Origin of the sequence: Kribbella steppae, assembly GCF_004342025.1 — a bacterium.
GTDB lineage: Bacteria > Actinomycetota > Actinomycetes > Propionibacteriales > Kribbellaceae > Kribbella > Kribbella steppae.
Genome location: NZ_SLWN01000029.1, coordinates 31,336 through 49,507, shown reverse-complemented (window position 1 = coordinate 49,507; position 18,172 = coordinate 31,336). Strand labels below are relative to the sequence as shown.

The following is an 18,172-nucleotide window of genomic DNA, read 5'->3' as shown; positions in this document are numbered from 1 at the left end:
CCGCTAACCCTGCCAGCCAGTCCCAGACCAGCTACCCCAAGACTCACAGCGCATATCAGTCTGACCGCGCGTCGCCAACGACACGCTCACCACCAACCAGCCGACGACGCCACGAGGCGCCCGCCCCGGAACAACCGCGACGGGCGCCTCACCCTGCCCCTTGACAGAAACTCAGTCCATATCAGCTGAAGTACTTCGAGAAGTAGTCGTGGGTCGGCCACGACGTCACGCCGTTGGCCGCGGTCCACAGCGCCGCGTCGATGTCGCCGTACGACTTGCCGCTGGCGTCGTCGCGCCGGTTGAACAGCGCGGCCCAGCTCATCCCGGAGTACGTCCGGACCAGGATCGAGTACGTCCCCGGCAAGCTGCCGGTGTGCCAGGTGTTGCGGCCGGTGCCGCCCGTGGTCGGTCGCACGCTCCAGCCGAGACCGTAGTACGAGCCGTTGCTGATGCCGGTCTCGGGCTTCGCCCAGACGGCGCTCAGCGAGGTGGTGTTCAGCACGCTGGATCCCGCGTCGAACATCTTCGCCCACTTGACCAGATCCGGCGCGCTGGCGATCCAGCCGCCGTTGGCGTCCTGGATGCGCATGCTGAACGATCCGTACGGCGCCTTGACGGTGGTGCCGGAGTTGTCCAGCACGGTGCGCCCGGTGTACTGCGACTCGTAGGGCATCTCACCGGTGTGCTTGGCGATACTCCAGCCGAGCGCCATCCGCGTGATCTTCAACGGGGTCAGCAACTTCTGCTGCACATAGGTCTGGTAGCTCAGGCCGCTGACCTTCTCGATCACCCGGCCGGCCAGCACGTACCCGAAGTTGGAGTAGGCGTACTTGCTGCCCGGAGCGAAGTCGAGCTTCTGCCCGGCCATGTACTTGATCTCGTCGGCGTGCTGGAGCTCCATCGGGACGCCGAGCGCCTTCGAGATGACGGCGTCCTTGAAGTTCGGGTCGCCCGAGACGTCGCGGTCGAAGCCACCGAGGTGCTGCAGCAGCCGCTTGATGGTGACGGCGGACCAGCGGGTGTCCCTGGTCTGACCGGCCGGCGGCGTGATGGCGATGATGTTGCCGACCGGCGTGGACAGGCTCAGCTTGCCGTCCTGCACGAGCTTCATGATCGCGGCCGCCGTGACCGTCTTCGACACACTCGCAACGCGGAACAGCGAGGTCGGCTGGACGTCCAGCGTGGTCGACGTACTGTAGCCCCGGGCAAGCACCAGCCGGCCCTTGTAGGTGACCGCGAGCTGCCCGCCGGTGATGCCGCGAGCCTGCATGAAGGTCTTCATCTGGTTGTCGAAACCAGCCAAGGCCGAGACTGTGGTGCCGGTGGTCTTCCAGGTCGCAGCGGCATCGGCGGAACGGCTCAGGCTCGTTCCTACTCCGGTGCCGACGGCGGCGACCGCCCCGGTTGCGACTGCAAGCTTGCCGAGGTTCCGGCGCGTCAGCTCCACGGACGTGTTCTCCTTCAGGTGTTCAGGGCAGGGGGTACCGCGGGAGGCAGTCTCTCACCGCAGAGGTCTAGTCGATCATCGACGCGTACGAGATGACACCGCGACGGATCTCGTCGACGACAGAGCGGGCGGTACGGCGCAGCGGCGTGTCACCGGCGGCGTCGGCGACCTGCTCGGTGAGGTCGATGAGCTGCTTGACCCAGCGGACGAAGTCACCGGCGGCCAGGTCGGACTCGTACAACACCTCAGCCAGCGAAGCGCCCGAAGACCAGCGGAACGCGGGCCAGCAGAACCCGAGATCCATCGAGCGCAGGAAGTCCACCCGCATGTCGCGTTCCAGCGCGGACAGATCCCGCCAGATCGCCCCCATCCGCTCCAGTGCCTGCCGTACGTCGCCCCGCGGCAACCGCGGTGACGTCGGCTCGTCCTTCGACCGCGACTCATAGACCAATGCGGCCAGGCACGCGGCCAGCTCCGGAACGGTCAGGTCGTCGAACACGCCCTGCCGCAGGCACTCCGCGGCCACCAGATCGAGCTCGGTGTAGATCCGCGACAGCCGGTCTCCGGCCTCGGTCGTCTTGTCGCCGTCCAGGTAGTGCAGCGCGTCCAGCACCTGGCAGACCCGGTCGAACTGGCGGGCGATGGTGTTCGTCCGCTGCTCGATCTTCCGCTGTACCTCGCGGTTCTCCCGGTCGAGCCGGAAGTACCGCTCCGCCCAGCGCGCGTGGTCCTCGCGATCCGAGCAACCGTGGCACGGGTGAGCGCGCAACTGCGCCCGCATCTCCTGCAGCTCCGGGTCGTCCGCGTGCGTGACGATATCGCGGCCGCGGGACCGTGACGGCGGGCCGTCCTCGCCGAGCATGTCGCTGCGATTCCGCAGTACCTGGGCCAGCTCACGCCGCTGCTGCGGGTTGCGCGGGTTGAACTTCTTCGGCACCCGCAGCGTCCCGATCGCCTCGACCGGGGTCGGGAAGTCGATCATCGACAGCTTGCGGACCTGGCGGTCCAGCGTCAGCACGGTCGGCCGCGGACCCTCGCGTTCCGAACGCATGCCCGGATCGAGTACCAGCGCCCAGCCCGCGCTCCGGCCGGCCGGGATCCGGATGATGTCGCCGATCCGCAGCTTCTCGATCGACTCCTGCGCCTCGACCCGGCGGTCCAGCTTGCGACGCTTGGAGCCGGACGCCTCGCGCTCACCGATCTTCCGGCGCAGGTCGGCGTACTCGAGGAAGTCGCCGAGGTGGCAGTCGATCGACTCCTTGTACCCCTCGAGCGCCTCGGTGTTGCGGTGCACCTGTCGCGCCAGCCCGACGACAGCCTGGTCGGACTGGAACTGCGCGAACGACAACTCCAGCATGTCGCGCGCCCGGCTCCTTCCGACCTGACGGACCAGGTTGACGGCCATGTTGTACGACGGGGAGAACGACGAACGCAGCGGATACGTACGGGTCGACGCGAGCCCGGCCACCGCACGTGGGTCGAATCCCGGCTGCCACAGCACGACCGCGTGACCCTCGACGTCGATGCCACGCCGCCCGGCCCGGCCGGTGAGCTGGGTGTACTCCCCCGGCGTGATGTCGACGTGCGCCTCGCCGTTCCACTTGCTCAACTTCTCCAGTACGACGGTGCGCGCCGGCATGTTGATGCCCAGGGCAAGCGTCTCGGTGGCGAACACGACCTTGATCAGGCCGCGGGCGAACAGCTCCTCGACGACCTCCTTGAAGGCCGACAGCAGGCCGGCGTGGTGGGCCGCGATCCCGCGGCTGAGCGCCTCGGCGAAGTCGTGGTACCCGAGCACGCCGAGGTCCTCGTCCGGCAGGTCGGCGGTCCGCTCCGCCAGCACTCGCTTGATCTCGTCCCGCTCGTGCGGCTTGGTGAGCTTCAGGCCGGAGCGCAGGCACTGCATCATCGCGTCTTCGCAGCCCTTGCGCGAGAAGATGAAGTAGATCGCCGGCAACAGCGCGCCGGCATCCAGCTCCTCGACCACGTCGGACCGGTACGGCGTGAAGTGGCTTCGGGACGGGCGGCTCTTCGGCAGGTCGCGACGCCGGCGTGGTTTGCGCGAGTCGTCGCGGAAGATCCGGCTGTCGTCGCGGGCGATCTTGACCAGCTGAGGATTGACCAGATCCTTCAGATCGGGCTGCCCTGCCTTGGCCGGGTTGCCGGACTTGTTCTTCGCGGGAGCGCCGACCCGGGCGGTCGGCGCTTCACCGGCGAACAGGTCGTGCAGCCGCTTGCCCACCATCACGTGCTGGAACAGCGGCACCGGCCGCTTCTCCTCCAGGACGACGACGGTGTTGCCACGGACCGTCTCCAGCCAATCGCCGAACTCCTCGGCGTTGCTGACGGTCGCCGACAACGACACCACCGAGACGGAGTCGGGTAGGTGGATGAGCACCTCTTCCCACACCGCGCCACGAGCCCGGTCGGCCAGGTAGTGCACTTCGTCCATCACGACGTACGACAGGCCGAGCAGTGTGTTCGACGCGGCGTACAGCATGTTCCGCAGCACCTCGGTCGTCATGACGATGATCGGGGCCTCGGAGTTGATCGAGTTGTCGCCGGTGAGCAGGCCGACCTTGTCGCTGCCGTAGCGGCTGACCAGGTCGGCGTACTTCTGGTTGCTCAGCGCCTTGATCGGGGTGGTGTAGAAGCACTTCTGCCCGCGCTGCAGGGCGAGGTGGACGGCGAACTCGCCGACCAGCGTCTTCCCGGAGCCGGTCGGCGCCGCCACCAGCACCTGATGCCCGTCCTCGAGGGCGGCACAGGCGCGCAGCTGGAACTCGTCCAGCTCGAAGTCGTAGAGCCCTCTGAACTCCTTCACCGCGGGATGCTCTTGGTCCGAGCGGAATACGGCATATTTCTCGGACGGGGTACTCATGGCCCCAATCTATGCGACGCCACCCCCAGCCACCTGCAGGGCCAGGAACCGGGCGGCGCGGTCGAGCGCCTCGTCAGCCTCATCCATCACGCCGACCATGAGCTGGTAGACATGCGGAGCGCCCGCTACGACGTCCAGGCTGACGTCGACCTCCTGCTCCGCGGCGCGGACTGCCAACTGGAGCGAATCGTCGAGCAGAACCTCGGCTGAGCCGACCTGGATGAGCAGCGGCGGCAGGCCGGTCAGGTCGGCCAGGAGCGGGCTGGTGAGCTCGTCACGCGGATCGTGGCCGGCGAGATAGTGCTCGGCGTACGCGGCGATGTGCTCGCGGCTGAACAGCGGGTCGAAATCGCCTCGATCGTTGAGGCTGGCGCCGGACAGGGTCAGGTCGGTCCAGGGCGAGAAGATCGCGGCGGCAGCCGGCAACGGCAGGCCGTCCCGCCGCGCGGCCAGCATGGTCGCGAGCGCCAGCCCACCACCCGCGGAGTCGCCCGCAATCACGATCTGACGGCCGCTGCCGAGCAGATCCTTGTACGCCGCCAACGCGTCATCGACCGCGGCCGGGAACGGGTTCTCGGGCGCCAGGCGGTAGTCCAGCGACACCGCCGGCAGGCCGGTACGACGCGACAGCGGGGCCGCGAGGTTGGCCCCGGTCCGCGCCGAGCCGATGACGTAGCCGCCGCCGTGCAGATAGAGGATCACCGCGTCGCCGTCCGCACCCTCGACCTGGACGTCCAGCGCCGGAACACCTCCCAGCGTGCGAGGGCTGAGGGTGACGTCGTCACCGAGCGGGAGATCTGCGAACAGCACGTTGAAGTCGTCACGCTGCTGGTCCGGTGTCCGGCCGAGGTCGCCTTTGGAGATCATGGATCGCGCCGCGGCGCGTTGTTCCTGGGTCATCGTCGCTCTCCTGTGGATGATAGATTCCGAGGAATACAGTTCCTGATAACTACATTCCGGGGAATCTAATTCCGGGGAATCCTGGAGTCGGCCTGTGACTGATCTCACATCATTGTTCACCGATCTGGTCCGGCTGGAGACGCGGCTCTACAACGTGCTCGACGCCAGGCTCAAGGCCGAGCACGATCTTCCACTGGGCCAGTTCGAGTTCATGCGCTACATCGCGACCCGCGATTCAGCGAGGGTCTACGACCTGGCTCACCAGATGGCCATCACCGTCGGCGCGACCAGCAAGGCCGTCGACCGACTCGAGGCGGCCGGCCGCTGCCGCCGTACGGCGAATCCGCACGACCGCCGCTCGTCGCTGGTCACGCTCACGCTGGAAGGCGAACGCATCCTGGCCGAAGCCGCGCCGACGGTCGAGGCCGAACTCCAGACCTGGGTCGGCTCGGTGCTCCCGGAACGCTCCCTGGAAGAGCTCGCCACGATGCTCTCGATGCTCCGCCAGCGGGCAGAGGTCGATCCCCGGACGGACCGGGTGGAGTCGCGCTGAGCCGCGGACACCCAGGCCATCACATTCGCGCTCCACACCCCTGGCTCGCGCTGAGACGGGGGCGCGTCGGGCGATTGTGATGGCCTGGCGAACCGCTCCTAGCCGATGTGGAAGCTGTCGCCGTAGACCTTCCAGTCCAGCGGCGTGTTCAGGTCGAGGTTGCCGTTGCGGAGGAAGACGCGCTGGGCGGTGTCGACCCGGCTGGTGTCGCTGTGCGCCTCCTCCTGCTTCATCGCCCACACCCGCGCGTCGAGGAAGGCGTTGAGGTAGGTCGTCTCGTTGCCACCCTGCGCCGGCGGCTTGGCCTTCTGCAGGGCGCGCTTGCGAATGTTGCGGAAGCTGGTGGAGTCGGTGCCGTCGCCGTGCATGACGATGGCGTCGTAGTAGCAGAACTGACCGAGGGTGCGGAGGCCGTCCGACTTCCCTTGGGTGACGGACGGGTTGAAGTAGACACGGTCGCGCTCGTCGTTCTGGCACGTCTTGAAGGCGCTGTCGTTCGCGGCGGACTTCCAGCCCCTGGTGTAGTTCGGGTCCAGGCCGTCGTGCGAGTCGCTGCCGTTCACGCGACGCAGGGCGGGCAGGTACTTCGCCAGCACGTTGCCCGGCTTGCGGTCGGCGTACAGCTCGACCAGTTCGAGCATGTCGCCGGTGCCCGAGCAGAACCCGATGATGCCGGCGGTGTAGCCGCGGCCGTCGTCGATGTCCTCGATGTACTTGTACTGCGCCTTCCAGTCCAGCGACGAGTTCTCCGCGCTGGAGACCAACTTCATCGCGATCTCTTTCTTCACCGGATCGTCGAGGCCGACCGCCTGCGGGCCGGCGGCGCGCGGCTCGTACGGCGCGGCGAGGGCAGTCGCCGGGGCGGCAGCCAGGGTCAGTCCGAGCAGGAGGGTGGTCCGGCGGGTGGGGCGGTTCGGCATGAGCTCCTCCGAGGGGCGTCCGAGGATGAACTGTTAGGAAGCTTTCCTATCAGATCGGACTCATGCTCGACAGACCTCGTTGCATGAAGGTTCTGTCTCAGCAGTAGACGGTCAGGGCGCCTGGCGCGATGGTGATGTCGACCGGGAGCTCGCCGAGGACCTCGCCGTCGGCGTACGCCGTGATGCCGGGCGACTCGATCCGGACCGAGCGGCCGCGCAGGGTGCGCAGCATCGGGTGGCCGACGTGGGTGCCCTTGGACAGCTTGGGGAACATCTGCAGCAGGGTGAACCGTGACACCGGCTGGATGATGGTGACGTCGAGCAGTCCGTCGTCGATCAGGGCGCCGGCGCAGATCTGCAGTCCCCCGCCGTACGTCGGCCCGGTGCCGACCGCGACCAGCATGGCCTTGGTCTCGATCACCTCACCGTCGACGGTCACGACGTACTCGAGCGGCTTGAAGGTGCGCAGCTCGGCCAGGGTGGCGACCGTGTAGCGGGAGTTGCCCCTGGGCCAGCTCATCGCGTTGGCGCGCTTGTTCACCAGGGAATCGAAGCCGCCGGCCACGACGGTGGTGATGTATTCGTCCTTCGCCACCGCGAGGTCGACGGTCCGGGTGTGGCCGGCCACGATCAGGTCGGCCGCCTTGGCCGGGTCCTTCAGCGGCAGGCCGACACCGCGGGCGAAGTCGTTGCCGGTGCCGGCCGGGATCACGCCGAACGGCATCCCCGACTTGGCCAGCACCTGGGCGCCGAGATGGACGGTGCCGTCGCCGCCGATCAGTGCGACCGCGTCGGCGCCGGAGGCGATCACGTCCGCGGAGATCCGGCCGACATCCTCGGCGCAGGTGGTCGTGTACTCGTCGACCGTGAGTCCGGCGGCCTCCAGCCGGCCGCGGACGACCGGAGCCACGCGGGCACCAAGGCCCTTGCCGGAGGTCGGATTCACCACCAGCGCGATGCGTCTGCTCATTAGTCGGCCAGTAGTTCTTCGGTGCGGCGTGCGCGCCGCCGGTCGTTCAGCCGGGCAACGGCCTCGGCGATGAAGAACAGCAGGCACATCGGGATCGCGAGCAGGCACATCGTGAACGGGTCACCGGACGGCGTCGCGACTGCGGCGAAGACGAAGATGACCAGGATGATGTACGGCCGGAACTTGCCCAGCGCGGCGCCGGGGACGATGCCGACGATGTTCAGCAGCACGACCACCAGCGGTATCAGGAACGCGACGCCGAAGACGAGCATCGTCCGGATCACGAAGTCCAGGTACAACGGGAGCGTGATCAGGTTGTCGACCTCGAGCGGGGTGAACCCGATCAGGATCTCGATGCCCTTCGGCAGGGTCCAGTAGGCGACCGCCATACCACCGAGGAACAGCGGGGTCGCGATCCCCGAGAACACCATCGCCCACTTGCGCTCGTTGCGGTGCAGGCCGGGCGCGATGAAGGCCCAGAGCTGGTACAGCCAGACCGGCGCGGACAGGACCAGTCCGCACAGGGCGGAGATCTTGATCCGGAAGGTCAGCGGGTCACCGACACCGGTGAAGGTGAGGCTCGCGTTGAGGTCCTTCTCCTTGGCCAGCTCCGCGACGCTGGTCTGGAACGGGTCCTTGAGGAACTCCAGGGCCTGGTTGTAGAAGATCCAGCCGAGGATCGCGCCGAGAACGATCGCGAGCACACTCTTCAGCAGCCGGTTGCGCAGCTCGATGATGTGCTCGCGCAGGGTCATCCGACCCTCGTCGTCCTGCGGGCGGCGTTCCTTCGGTTCCTTACGCCGTCCGATCTTCACCAATGACACCGGAGTGGTGTTCGGGTCAGTTGGCCGTGTGGGTCGGCGGCAGGCCGTCGCCCGGCGCCTGGCCGTTCACCTGGTTCGGCTGCTGCGCGGCCTGCGGCTGCGCCTGGGGCGCCGCCTGCTGCGTCGGTGCCTGGGCGGGCTCGTTGGTGCCCTCGGTCAGCTCCGCGTCCTTCTTCTTCGGGCCGACCTCTTCCTCCCAGATCTTCTTCGACTTGCCGAGCTGCTTCACCAGAGCCGGCAGCTTGGCCGATCCGAACAGCAACACGACGATGGCGAGAATGATGAGCCACTCCGCGCCCTGGGGCATGCCGATGAGCGGTGCCATGTCGATCTCCCTTTCACAAAACTTCTTACTCGTGGCTCAAGCGTGAGAACTGGGCCGAATACTACGCCGGAGCGCGCTCATCCTCGCGGGTCTGTCCAGACCCGGCCGTGGACATCGCGGCATCCAGCTTGGACTGGGCGGCGGCCAACTCACGCGTCAGCGCCTTGCCCTGGCCCCACACCCTCCTCGCGAGCAGGGCGAGGACGAGTAGCCACACCGCCATCACTCCGAGGAAGAGCAGGAACCAGTACATACCCAGGAGCCTAGCCGGTTCCCGGTGATCGCCCACGCCCCGCGTGGCGTCTCGGTCGACAACGGTGTCGGAACGTGATGGTAAAACCGGGTGTCGCCAGCGCGACGCGGGTCAGTCACGGCTTAAGAGCTGCCGGTCGGCCGCTCAACCGGCAGACTGCTTCCGCGAGCGCGGGAGAACGGAAACTTTCGGTACGGCGAGGGGGCGGCGGATGTTGCGGATCGGGGTCGAGGAGCGGCGGACACGGATCGGCCGACGACATCGGCTCGGGCCGGCCGTCCAGGCGGCGGACCCGGTCGAGGCGGCCGCGTCCGTGGTCGCCCTGCACGGCACCGACCCGGCCACCGTCCACCTGTCCGTCGCTGCCCGGGTGCCTGGCAGTGAGGTGGCCGGCACGGAGCGTGCTCTGTACGACGACCGCACGCTGATCCGGATGCTCGGCATGCGGCGGACCGTGTTCGTCGTACCGACTCAGTTCGCGCCGGTCATCCAGGCGGCGTGCACCGACGACATCGCCATCAAGCAGCGGAAACTGCTGGTCAAGCATCTGACCGAGGCTGGGATCGCTCCGGACGCGGACGCCTCCGGGACCTGGTTGCGGGCGGTCGAGGAGTCGACCGCTACGGCACTGACCCTGCGCGGGTCCGCGACGGCTCAGGAGCTGGCCGCGGATGAGCCGCGGCTGCGGAGCCGGCTCAGCATGGCGGAGGGGAAGGCCTACACCGCACAGCCGTACATCACGAGCCGGGTGCTGTTCCAGCTGTCGGCCGAGGGCCGGATCGTGCGCGGACGCCCGTTGGGGACGTGGCTGAGCAGCCAGCACCAGTGGTCACCGGCGGAGGACTGGCTGCCGGGAGGCCTGGGCGACAAGCTCGCGGCCGAGGAGGCACGGGTGACACTGGCTCGCGCCTGGCTGTCGTCCTTCGGGCCGGGTACGGCGGCCGACCTGCAGTGGTGGGCCGGGTGGACGGCCGGACAGACCAAGAAGGCTCTGACGGCGGTCGAGGCGGTCGCGGTGGACCTGGACGGTCAGGTGGGCTACGTGCTGCCGGCCGACGAGGCGCCTGAGGTTCCGGTGGAGCCATGGGTGGCGTTCCTGCCCGCGCTGGACCCGACGCCGATGGGCTGGAAGGAGCGGGACTGGTACCTCGGCGAGCACAAGGCGAAGCTCTTCGACAACACCGGGAACGTGGGACCGACCGTCTGGGCCGACGGCCGGATCATCGGCGGCTGGGGCCAGCCCGAGTCCGGTGAGGTCCGCTTCCAGCTCCTGGAGGACGTCGGCCGCGAGACCGTCGACCTGGTCGAAGCCGAAGCCGCCCGCTGGACCGCCTGGATGGCCGGCGTCCGCGTAACCCCCCGCTTCCGCGTCCCCTTGGAAAAACACCTCAGCCAGGCCTGACCCGCCCCACCCGCGGTGCCGCCGCGGCCACCGCAATTTCAGCGGATAACCCCTGAAGTTGCCCCTTCTCCGGTCGTAATCCGAACGGAGAAGGGGCCATTTGAGGGGTTATCCCCGCAAATGGCGCAGGGGGCGGGGTGGGGAGGGGGTTAGGCCTGGTCGTCGTATGCCGATAGGGCTTCGCGGGCTGTGGCTGCGATTTGGGTGGTGAGGTCGGGTGGGTCGAGGACTGTGGCCGCGCCGCCGAGGCGGAGGACGAGGCGCTGGAGCCAGCCGGTGTCGGCGACCCGGAGCTTGACGATGAGGGAGTTCTCCGGGCCTTCTTCGACCGACTCGTTCGGGTAGTACTCGGCGACCCAGCGGGCCGGCGGAGCCAGCCGGATGGTGGCGAGCAGGTCACGCTCGGACGGCTGAAACATGCCGTTCGACAGGTCGCGCGGAGTCGCCTCCGGCGGAGGCTCACTGGGCAGGTCGAGGAGCTTGACGGCGGCGATGCGGTCCAGGCGGAACAGGCGGACGTCCTCGGCCAGCCGGCACCAGGCTTCCAGGTAGGTGCGGCCTTCCGAGACGACCAGACGCATCGGGTCCACGTCGCGCTCGGTGGTCTCGTCGCGTGACGGGACGTCGTACGTGAGGTGCAGGCGTCGCTTCCCGGCCAGGGCCCGGTTGACTGTCTCGGCGATCTCCGGTGCGGCCGGCTCGACGTGGACGTGGGCCGCCGCGCCCTCGCTTGCGGCTGCGGCCTCCCCCGCGGCGCGCTCGAGCTTCCCGATCGCCCGGTCGACCGCGTCCCGGTCGGGCCCGGCGGTCACCTCGCGCAGGGTCCGGAGTGCGGTCAGCAGGGCCAGCGCCTCGTCCGCGGCCAGCCGCAGCGGGCGAGCCAGGTAGTCGGCGTTGTTGATGTGGATGACGCCTTCGCCCTCGGCAGCCTCGATGTCGATCTCGATCAGATCGCCCATCTGCGCACCGGGCAGCCCGCAGAACCACAGCACCTTCAGGTCGGCGATGATCTGCTTCGGCCGGACGCCGAACTCCGCCGCGACGTCGTCCACGCGGGCACCGTCGTTCTCCCGCAGATAAGGCACCAGGGCAAGCAGTCGCTGCACCTGATCACGAGCATTACTCATGCACGTCCTCGCTTCGCTGCGGGCGCGCATGAGCAAGACTCGCTGTGCTTGATGGTGAACTCGCTCCGCTCGTTCACGCTGGCAGCCCCGCCACCGTCCGCAGCCGCCAGAGAACGCCGTCCAGGACGTCGCCTGGGCCTTCGACCACCGCGTCCGGGCCGTAGGACGCGATCTCCTCCGCCAGGACACCTGAGTCGGCGTACGGGACGTGCAGGAGGTCCCAGCCCTCCTCGTACGGCTCGATCGCGTTGGCCCGGCGGCGGAGGCTGACACACGAGCCGGTGCGGGCCCGGACCTTCGCCTCGGACGTCGGCCGCGGCGGGCCCAGCTCGGAGACGAGTGAGCGCAGGTCGGTGCCCTCCGGGACGGTGAACGCGCCCGGCTCGCCGACCGTCTTCACGTCCCCGCCGATGCGGGACATCCGGAACATCCGGGTGGCCTGACGGTCCCGGTCACGGCCGACGACGTACCAGCGACCGTGCCAGGAGACGATTCCCCAGGGCTCGAGGGTCCGCGTGGTCGGCTCCGATGCGCCGCTGCGGAGGTGCTGGAACCGGACGGCGGTCCGGCTGACCACGGCCGACCACAGTGGGTCGAACGCCGGCTCGGACGCGCCGACGTGCGGCTCGATCGCGCTCAGTGCGGACTGGTCGGTCTGGATCCCGGCCGCCTTCAGCTTGAGCACGGCCGACGTGGTCGCCTCGGCCAGGCTGGCGTGCTGCCAGACCCGGGCGGCGACACCCAGTACGGCGGCCTCGTCCGGCTCCAGGTGGACCTCGGGGAGCTCGAACACGTCCCGGCGGATCCGGTAGCCGACCTCGTCGGAGAAGAACTTGTCGATGGTGCCCATCTCGATCGGGATGCCGAGATCGCGCAGCTCGTCCTTGTCCCGCTCGAACATCTTCTCGAAGGCATCGTCGGTCTGGCCCGCGTACCCGTCGACCACCTCGCGGATGCGTTCCTTGGTCACATAGGTGCGCGCGACCAGGAGGCAGATGACCACGTTGAGCAGTCGCTCACTCTTCCGCGCCGACACCCGACCACCTTACGGCCTCAGAGCGTCAAAACCCGCCCACACGCACCGAAATCTTCGAACACGGGTTCGACGCGCGCCGGTGGCACTAGAGTCACCGTGTGATTCGGTGGCGCGACGGTGTGGTGCGTGAGGTCGGGCGGAGCTGGACCGGCGCAATTGAACTGACTGTGATGGTTGGTGCGCAGACTGTGCGCGCTCTGGCCTACCCAGACCTGGTCGGTACGCCGGTCGCCGGCGACAGGGTGCTGCTGAACGTCGGGGCGCTCGACAAAGGCCTGGGGACGGGTGGGTACGCGCTGGTGGTCGCCGTACCGGATCGGCTGCCTGCAGACCCACCAGAGCACGGTCACCTGGTCAAGGCTCGCTACACGCCGTTGCAGACGATGGTGCTGGGTGCGGACGAGCAGGACTCACCGGACCACGACGTACTGCGTGATGCGGACGACCTCTTCGGTACGCCGGTCGTCGTGGCGGACCTGCACTCGGCGCTGCCCGCCGTGCTGGCTGGTGTGTACGAGGCTCGGCCGACCACTCGGGTCGTGTACGTGATGACTGATGGTGGGGCGCTCCCGCTGGCGTTCTCGCGGACTGTGGCTGCCCTGCGGGACAGTGGGTGGCTGAGCGGGTCTGTGACCGTTGGACAGGCGTACGGCGGCGATCGGGAGGCTGTCACGGTTCACACCGGGCTGCTGACTGCTGTGCACGTGCTGACGGCGGAGCTCGTCGTACTGACGCAGGGGCCGGGCAACCTCGGCACTGGGACTCGCTGGGGGTTCTCCGGGGTGCAGTCGGGTGAGGCGGTCAACGCGGTTGGCACGCTGGGTGGACGGGCTGTGGCGTCGCTGCGGATCTCAGAGGCCGACCCACGACCGCGGCACCGGGGTATCTCGCACCACAGCCTCACTGCGTACGGCCGCGTGGCACTCCAGCCTGCCGATGTCGTCGTACCGGACTTGCCGGGTGAGTTCGGCGATGCGGTCCGAGACGCCGCTGAACCGCTGAAGGGGCGGCATCGCGTCGTACGGGTCGGTGTCGACGGCCTGTACGACGCTATGCGGGCAGCACCCGTGAAGCTGTCGACGATGGGGCGTGACCTCGACGGCGACCGCGCCTACTTCGAAGCCGCCGCAGCCGCCGGTCGCCACGCCGCCGGCCTGGTGGACGTACCACCACCGAGGGTGGGGTCTCAGTACTCCTGATTCACCCGGCTTTCGCGGCGACGCTGGAAGCATGGCAATCGTTGCTCCTCCTCAGACACCGCTGACAGCTCCCTGGGCCACCTGGATGTGGTTGCTCGCCGTTGGTGCGGGTGTCGCGGAGTCCGTTGCCGGCGCGATCGTCGCGGTCGGCGACGGGATCTCCATGTCTGCTCTGGCGGCGCAGCTTGCCGTCCGCACGCTGGTGTACGGCGGCTTGTTCGTCACCATCGACCGGTACTTCCGCCGGGGCGTGCCGTGGTCCCGCTATCTGCTGGCCGGTTTGTTGGGCACAGTGGGGCTCGTGTCGCTTGTCTACGAGCCCGTCACGTGGCTGGCGCAGAACGACCTGACGCACCTCGACTGGTCCGCCTCGTTCCTCATGTCAGCCGCCCTCCGCACCATCCACCTGAGTGCCCTGCTCGCGGCGCTGATCCTGAGCTTCCACCCAGACACCAACCGCTGGTTCCGCCGGTGAACAGCCCGAGGGCCGGCCTCCGCTTGGGAGACCGGCCCTCGGGTTATGCGTTTGGGCTTACTGGCCCTGCTGCTTGGGGGCCGGGAAAGCGTTGAGGATGTCGATGACCGCGAAGGCGCTGATGGCCTTGCCCTTGGCGTCCTTCGACGGCGGGAGCTCGACCAGAACGCGGCTGCCGATCGGGATGCCTGCCAGCCCGTCCAGTGCGCCGGCCTGGCCGTTCGGGCCGGGGCCTACCTGGAGCTGGTCGGTCGGAGCACCCGGCTGCGCGGGCTGACCGTTGGCGGCCGGCTGGCCGTCCCAGGTGCTGGCCTGCTTCTTACCGGTGTAGTCGTACACGACGTACCGGCCGACCAACTGACTGCCTGCCTCGATCGGCTTGCCCTTGCCGAGGGCGAACACGATCGGCTTGCCCGGCTTCGCCGGCGCCTTGGTCCCGGCTGGTACCGCCACCTTCGGCTCGGCGTTCAGCTCGCCGGTGACCTTGATCTTGCTCGCCGCCGAGGTGGCCGGCGTCGCGTCCAGCGGGGTGTCGTTGGCGGCCGCGCCGACCAGGTCCACGACGAAGATCAGCGTGTCGTCACCCTTGATCCCGGCCTGCTCGTTGCCGCTCTCCTTGTAGCCCTTGTCGGACGGGATGGACAGCATCACCCGGCTGCCGATCTTCTTGCCCACCAGTGCCTCGTCCCAACCGGCGATGACCCCGCCGATCCCGATCGGGAACGACGACGGCGCGCCCCGGTCGTAGGAGTTGTCGAAGACCTTGCCGTCGCGCCAGATCTGGCCGAGGTAGTTCGCGGTGAGCAGCTCACCCTTCTTGACCTCCGGCCCGTCGCCCTCCTTGAGGACCTCGGTCACCAGCGTCTTCTCCGGTTCGCCCTCGCGATGGGTGACGGTCGGCTTCTGGCCGAACTCCGAGGTCACCTTGATCCCGCCGGCACCGAACTCCGGCTTCTCGGAGCCGCAGGCGACCAGCCCGGAACCGAGCGCCGCGACCGCGACCAGACTCAACAACTTGCGCACGAACGAGCACCTCAAAACATCCCGGCGCGGTCCGCGCCGATTGACTCAGGGGCAACAACGCCGCCCACCCTAGCCTGCGCGCACAACTACACCACCGTCCACCTGCGTCACCGTTGGGTCACACCACGTACGGTCACAGCGGACGGAGGGCAGGACGCGCAGCGCCTACATGCTGGCGATGAGCTTTTCTACTCGTTCGTCGTGGGATTTGAACGGGTCTTTGCACAGGACCGTGCGCTGGGCCTGGTCGTTCAGCTTCAGGTGGACCCAGTCGACGGTGAAGTCGCGGCGGCGCTCCTGCGCACGCTTGATGAACTCGCCACGCAGCCGCGCCCGGGTCGTCTGTGGCGGCACCGACTTGGCCTCGAAGATGCGCAGGTCGTCGACCACGCGGGTGACCGCGCCCTTGCGCTCGAGCAGGTAGTACAGGCCGCGCGGCCGGTGGATGTCGTGGTACGCCAGGTCGAGTTGCGCGACCCGCGGGCTGGCCAGACCGAGGTTGTTCTGCGACCGGTAGCGCTCGATCAGGCGGTACTTGATCACCCAGTCGATCTCGCGCTCGATCCCGCTCAGGTCGCCGGACTCGATCGCCTTCAGCGTCCGCTCCCACAACGACAGCGCCCGCTCGACGGCCGGCGTACCGAGCTCGCGGCGGTCGACGAAGTCGCGGGCCTTGCTCAGGTACTCACCCTGGATGTCGAGGGCACTGGCCTCGCGGCCGTTCGCCAGCCGGACCTCGCGGCGACCGGTCATGTCGTGGCTGATCTCGCGGATCGCCCGGATCGGGTTGTCCAGGGTCAGGTCGCGCATCACGATGCCGGCCTCGATCATCCGCAGCACCAGGTCGGTGCTGGCCACCTTGAGCAGCATCGTGGTCTCGGACATGTTCGAGTCGCCGACGATCACGTGCAGCCGGCGGAACCGCTCGGCGTCCGCGTGCGGCTCGTCCCGGGTGTTGATGATCGGCCGGGACCGCGTGGTCGCGCTCGACACGCCTTCCCAGATGTGCTCGGCACGCTGCGACACCGAGTACACCGCACCGCGCGGCGTCTGCAGCACCTTGCCGGCGCCGCAGATCAGCTGCCGGGTGACCAGGAACGGGATCAGTACGTCGGCCAGCTTGGCGAAGTCGCCGTGCCGGCTGACCAGGTAGTTCTCGTGGCAGCCGTAGCTGTTGCCGGCCGAGTCGGTGTTGTTCTTGAACAGGTAGACGTCACCGAAGATGCCTTCGTCGTGCAGCCGCTTCTGCGCGTCGACCAGCAGACCCTCGAGGATCCGCTCACCGGCCTTGTCGTGCGCGATCAGGTCGGTGACCGAGTCGCACTCACCGGTCGCGTACTCCGGGTGGGAGCCCACGTCGAGGTAGAGGCGTGCCCCATTGCGGAGGAAGACATTGCTGCTCCGCCCCCAGGACACGACTCGCCGAAACAGGTACCGCGCCACCTCGTCGGGGGTCAGTCGGCGCTGACCGCGAAAGGTACACGTGACGCCGTACTCGTTCTCCAGACCGAAGATTCGCCGGTTCACACACCCACAGTACGTGGCAGCTCCGACAACCGGGCCATGTCCCAGGCGCGCCGTTTCTCGGCGTTATCCCTTTGATGTCAACCGTCCCTGGATCTAGCACAGTGTTGGGGCCGGTCCAGACCGGTGGGTGGATCTTCGGGTGGAGGTCGGATCGACAGTAGTGACGGCGCTGGTTGCGACTGCCAGCGTCGACGTCATGAGGAGACGAACCTTCACCGCCGCTGTCGCATCGTCCGTCTTGACCGGCGCTCTGTCGGTACCGGCGCACGCCCGACGCGCTGACCTGACACTGAGGCTGCCCGCACCGACCGGACGATGGAGGGTTGGTACGACGACCCGCCATCTGGTGGACCGCGATCGGTCCGATCCGTGGAACGGCGCGACGACGCGTGAGCTGATGACCACGATGTTCTACCCGGCGGCCGCCGTACGCGGGTATCCGCTTGCTCACCAGCTCACGCCGGCCGCGGCCGAGGTGTTCAAGGGCCTCGACGCCGGCGTCCTGCATCCGGAACTGCCGACCAGTGGCGTCGACTGGGCGGCCACGATGACGCATTCGTCCGTCGATGCGCCCGCGATCCCGGTACGACGTCCCGTCCTGCTGTACAGCCCCGGTGGCGCGGACCCGCGAACGATCGGTACGTCGCTGGCCGAGGACCTGGCCAGCCATGGTTATGTGGTGATACTTATCGACCATCCGGGTGAGGCGAGCGAGGTCGAGTTCCCCGATGGACGACTGCGGACGATCGAGCTGCCGCCCGAGGTGCAGATCGATCCGGTGCTGTCCCGGAAGATGATGACGACGCGGTTCGCGGACGTGACGTTCGTCCTCGACCGGCTGGGATCGCTGGGCGGCCCACGCCTCGACCTTCGGCGGATCGGGATCTACGGGCACTCGGCCGGCGGAGCGACCGCGGCGGTGTCACTCGAAGACCACCGGATCCGGGCCGCCGCGAACCTCGAGGGATACCTGGACACGCTGGACGGCGAGCTCTATCCGATCGCCCAGCACGGCACCTCCCGACCGCTGCTGCTCGCCGGGACGGACGGCTTCCGCGACGCCCGCTTCGACCACACCTGGGCGGCGGTGATGTCCCACGGCGACCCGGTCCGGCGGGTCGAACTCCCCGACGCGAACCACTGGGTCTTCACCGACTACGCCGCCCTCGCCCCGCAACTGCAGTCCGCCGGCCTGGTCACGCCGGAGGCTCGGGCCGGTCTGATCGGCAGGACCGCATGTGGCATCCCCGACGTACGCACACTCGTGCGAACGTTCTTCGAGCGGTCCCTAACCTTCCGGCGGTAGCCCG

17 protein-coding genes are annotated in these 18,172 nt (G+C 68.3%); 5 read left to right on the top strand and 12 right to left on the bottom strand.

Translation table 11 applies throughout. The features are described 5' to 3' along the window. Nucleotides 1-181: 181 nt before the first annotated feature. The 3 genes from EV652_RS43485 to EV652_RS43475 all read right to left on the bottom strand — a co-directional run bounded on the left by EV652_RS43485 (nucleotide 182) and on the right by EV652_RS43475 (nucleotide 5,228). Nucleotides 182-1,447 carry a serine hydrolase domain-containing protein gene (locus EV652_RS43485; protein WP_199238730.1) on the bottom strand — a complete coding sequence of 422 codons (1,266 nt, stop codon included), beginning with the start codon at nucleotides 1,445-1,447 and terminating at the stop codon, nucleotides 182-184. A 67-nt stretch (nucleotides 1,448-1,514) separates the two neighbouring features. After that, entirely contained in the window at nucleotides 1,515-4,328 is a 2,814-nt protein-coding gene (locus EV652_RS43480) for a DEAD/DEAH box helicase (RefSeq protein ID WP_132217165.1), read from the bottom strand. Between the two features lie 9 nt (nucleotides 4,329-4,337). Beyond that, nucleotides 4,338-5,228 carry an alpha/beta hydrolase gene (locus EV652_RS43475; RefSeq protein ID WP_132217163.1) on the bottom strand — a complete coding sequence of 297 codons (891 nt, stop codon included), beginning with the start codon at nucleotides 5,226-5,228 and terminating at the stop codon, nucleotides 4,338-4,340. Between the two features lie 94 nt (nucleotides 5,229-5,322). On the opposite strand from EV652_RS43475, the gene EV652_RS43470 reads away from it, so the two are divergent. Next, complete coding sequence (locus tag EV652_RS43470) at nucleotides 5,323-5,781, top strand: MarR family winged helix-turn-helix transcriptional regulator (RefSeq protein WP_132217161.1); 459 nt, start codon at nucleotides 5,323-5,325, stop codon at nucleotides 5,779-5,781. Between the two features lie 98 nt (nucleotides 5,782-5,879). On the opposite strand, the gene EV652_RS43465 is transcribed toward EV652_RS43470, so the two are convergent. The 5 genes from EV652_RS43465 to EV652_RS43445 all read right to left on the bottom strand — a co-directional run bounded on the left by EV652_RS43465 (nucleotide 5,880) and on the right by EV652_RS43445 (nucleotide 9,073). After that, nucleotides 5,880-6,701 carry a chitosanase gene (locus tag EV652_RS43465; RefSeq protein WP_132217159.1) on the bottom strand — a complete coding sequence of 274 codons (822 nt, stop codon included), beginning with the start codon at nucleotides 6,699-6,701 and terminating at the stop codon, nucleotides 5,880-5,882. 97 nt (nucleotides 6,702-6,798) lie between these two features. Then, nucleotides 6,799-7,671 carry a diacylglycerol/lipid kinase family protein gene (locus tag EV652_RS43460; RefSeq protein ID WP_132217157.1) on the bottom strand — a complete coding sequence of 291 codons (873 nt, stop codon included), beginning with the start codon at nucleotides 7,669-7,671 and terminating at the stop codon, nucleotides 6,799-6,801. Further along, nucleotides 7,671-8,486: a twin-arginine translocase subunit TatC gene (gene tatC / locus EV652_RS43455; RefSeq protein WP_242002365.1), complete on the bottom strand. Its 816-nt coding sequence runs from the start codon at nucleotides 8,484-8,486 to the stop codon at nucleotides 7,671-7,673. The genes EV652_RS43460 and tatC overlap by 1 nt, the downstream gene beginning before the upstream one ends. A gap of 25 nt (nucleotides 8,487-8,511) precedes the next feature. Continuing rightward, nucleotides 8,512-8,820 carry a twin-arginine translocase TatA/TatE family subunit gene (locus EV652_RS43450; RefSeq protein ID WP_132217155.1) on the bottom strand — a complete coding sequence of 103 codons (309 nt, stop codon included), beginning with the start codon at nucleotides 8,818-8,820 and terminating at the stop codon, nucleotides 8,512-8,514. Between the two features lie 61 nt (nucleotides 8,821-8,881). Beyond that, complete coding sequence (locus EV652_RS43445; RefSeq protein ID WP_132217153.1) at nucleotides 8,882-9,073, bottom strand: hypothetical protein; 192 nt, start codon at nucleotides 9,071-9,073, stop codon at nucleotides 8,882-8,884. 211 nt (nucleotides 9,074-9,284) lie between these two features. On the opposite strand from EV652_RS43445, the gene EV652_RS43440 reads away from it, so the two are divergent. Continuing rightward, on the top strand, nucleotides 9,285-10,475 hold the full coding sequence (locus tag EV652_RS43440; RefSeq protein WP_132217151.1) for a winged helix DNA-binding domain-containing protein: 1,191 nt from the start codon (nucleotides 9,285-9,287) through the stop codon (nucleotides 10,473-10,475). Nucleotides 10,476-10,624: 149 nt separating this feature from the next. On the opposite strand, the gene EV652_RS43435 is transcribed toward EV652_RS43440, so the two are convergent. Next, nucleotides 10,625-11,602, bottom strand: coding sequence for a helix-turn-helix transcriptional regulator (locus tag EV652_RS43435; RefSeq protein WP_132217149.1), 978 nt, complete (start codon nucleotides 11,600-11,602; stop codon nucleotides 10,625-10,627). 73 nt (nucleotides 11,603-11,675) lie between these two features. Further along, nucleotides 11,676-12,638 (bottom strand): helix-turn-helix transcriptional regulator, encoded by a 963-nt coding sequence (locus tag EV652_RS43430; RefSeq protein ID WP_132217147.1) that lies wholly within the window; start codon nucleotides 12,636-12,638, stop codon nucleotides 11,676-11,678. Between the two features lie 98 nt (nucleotides 12,639-12,736). Here EV652_RS43430 and EV652_RS43425 point away from each other — a divergent pair, with 98 nt between their 5' ends. Both EV652_RS43425 and EV652_RS43420 read left to right on the top strand, forming a co-directional pair. Then, the gene (locus EV652_RS43425) at nucleotides 12,737-13,837 is read left to right on the top strand and encodes a DUF3866 family protein (protein ID WP_132217145.1); all 1,101 of its coding nucleotides are present in this window, start codon (nucleotides 12,737-12,739) and stop codon (nucleotides 13,835-13,837) included. Between the two features lie 31 nt (nucleotides 13,838-13,868). After that, nucleotides 13,869-14,312: a hypothetical protein gene (locus EV652_RS43420; protein WP_132217143.1), complete on the top strand. Its 444-nt coding sequence runs from the start codon at nucleotides 13,869-13,871 to the stop codon at nucleotides 14,310-14,312. 57 nt (nucleotides 14,313-14,369) lie between these two features. Here EV652_RS43420 and EV652_RS43415 read toward each other — a convergent pair whose 3' ends face one another. Both EV652_RS43415 and pafA read right to left on the bottom strand, forming a co-directional pair. Next, nucleotides 14,370-15,335 carry an FKBP-type peptidyl-prolyl cis-trans isomerase gene (locus tag EV652_RS43415; RefSeq protein WP_132217141.1) on the bottom strand — a complete coding sequence of 322 codons (966 nt, stop codon included), beginning with the start codon at nucleotides 15,333-15,335 and terminating at the stop codon, nucleotides 14,370-14,372. A gap of 165 nt (nucleotides 15,336-15,500) precedes the next feature. Beyond that, the gene (gene pafA, locus EV652_RS43410; protein ID WP_132217139.1) at nucleotides 15,501-16,862 is read right to left on the bottom strand and encodes a Pup--protein ligase; all 1,362 of its coding nucleotides are present in this window, start codon (nucleotides 16,860-16,862) and stop codon (nucleotides 15,501-15,503) included. Nucleotides 16,863-17,058: 196 nt separating this feature from the next. Here pafA and EV652_RS43405 point away from each other — a divergent pair, with 196 nt between their 5' ends. After that, nucleotides 17,059-18,168: an alpha/beta hydrolase family protein gene (locus EV652_RS43405; protein WP_132217137.1), complete on the top strand. Its 1,110-nt coding sequence runs from the start codon at nucleotides 17,059-17,061 to the stop codon at nucleotides 18,166-18,168. The last annotated feature ends 4 nt before the right edge of the window (nucleotides 18,169-18,172 follow it).

Bases quoted from the DNA above. Each gene is read 5' to 3' on its own strand.
- EV652_RS43475 (WP_132217163.1), bottom strand. From the start codon at position 5,228: ATGACCCAGGAACAACGCGCCGCGGCGCGATCCATGATCTCCAAAGGC.
- EV652_RS43440 (WP_132217151.1), top strand. From the start codon at position 9,285: ATGTTGCGGATCGGGGTCGAGGAGCGGCGGACACGGATCGGCCGACGA.
- EV652_RS43460 (WP_132217157.1), bottom strand. From the start codon at position 7,671: ATGAGCAGACGCATCGCGCTGGTGGTGAATCCGACCTCCGGCAAGGGC.
- EV652_RS43420 (WP_132217143.1), top strand. From the start codon at position 13,869: ATGGCAATCGTTGCTCCTCCTCAGACACCGCTGACAGCTCCCTGGGCC.
- EV652_RS43435 (WP_132217149.1), bottom strand. From the start codon at position 11,602: ATGAGTAATGCTCGTGATCAGGTGCAGCGACTGCTTGCCCTGGTGCCT.
- EV652_RS43445 (WP_132217153.1), bottom strand. From the start codon at position 9,073: ATGTACTGGTTCCTGCTCTTCCTCGGAGTGATGGCGGTGTGGCTACTC.
- EV652_RS43480 (WP_132217165.1), bottom strand. From the start codon at position 4,328: ATGAGTACCCCGTCCGAGAAATATGCCGTATTCCGCTCGGACCAAGAG.
- EV652_RS43405 (WP_132217137.1), top strand. From the start codon at position 17,059: ATGAGGAGACGAACCTTCACCGCCGCTGTCGCATCGTCCGTCTTGACC.
- EV652_RS43465 (WP_132217159.1), bottom strand. From the start codon at position 6,701: ATGCCGAACCGCCCCACCCGCCGGACCACCCTCCTGCTCGGACTGACC.
- EV652_RS43450 (WP_132217155.1), bottom strand. From the start codon at position 8,820: ATGGCACCGCTCATCGGCATGCCCCAGGGCGCGGAGTGGCTCATCATT.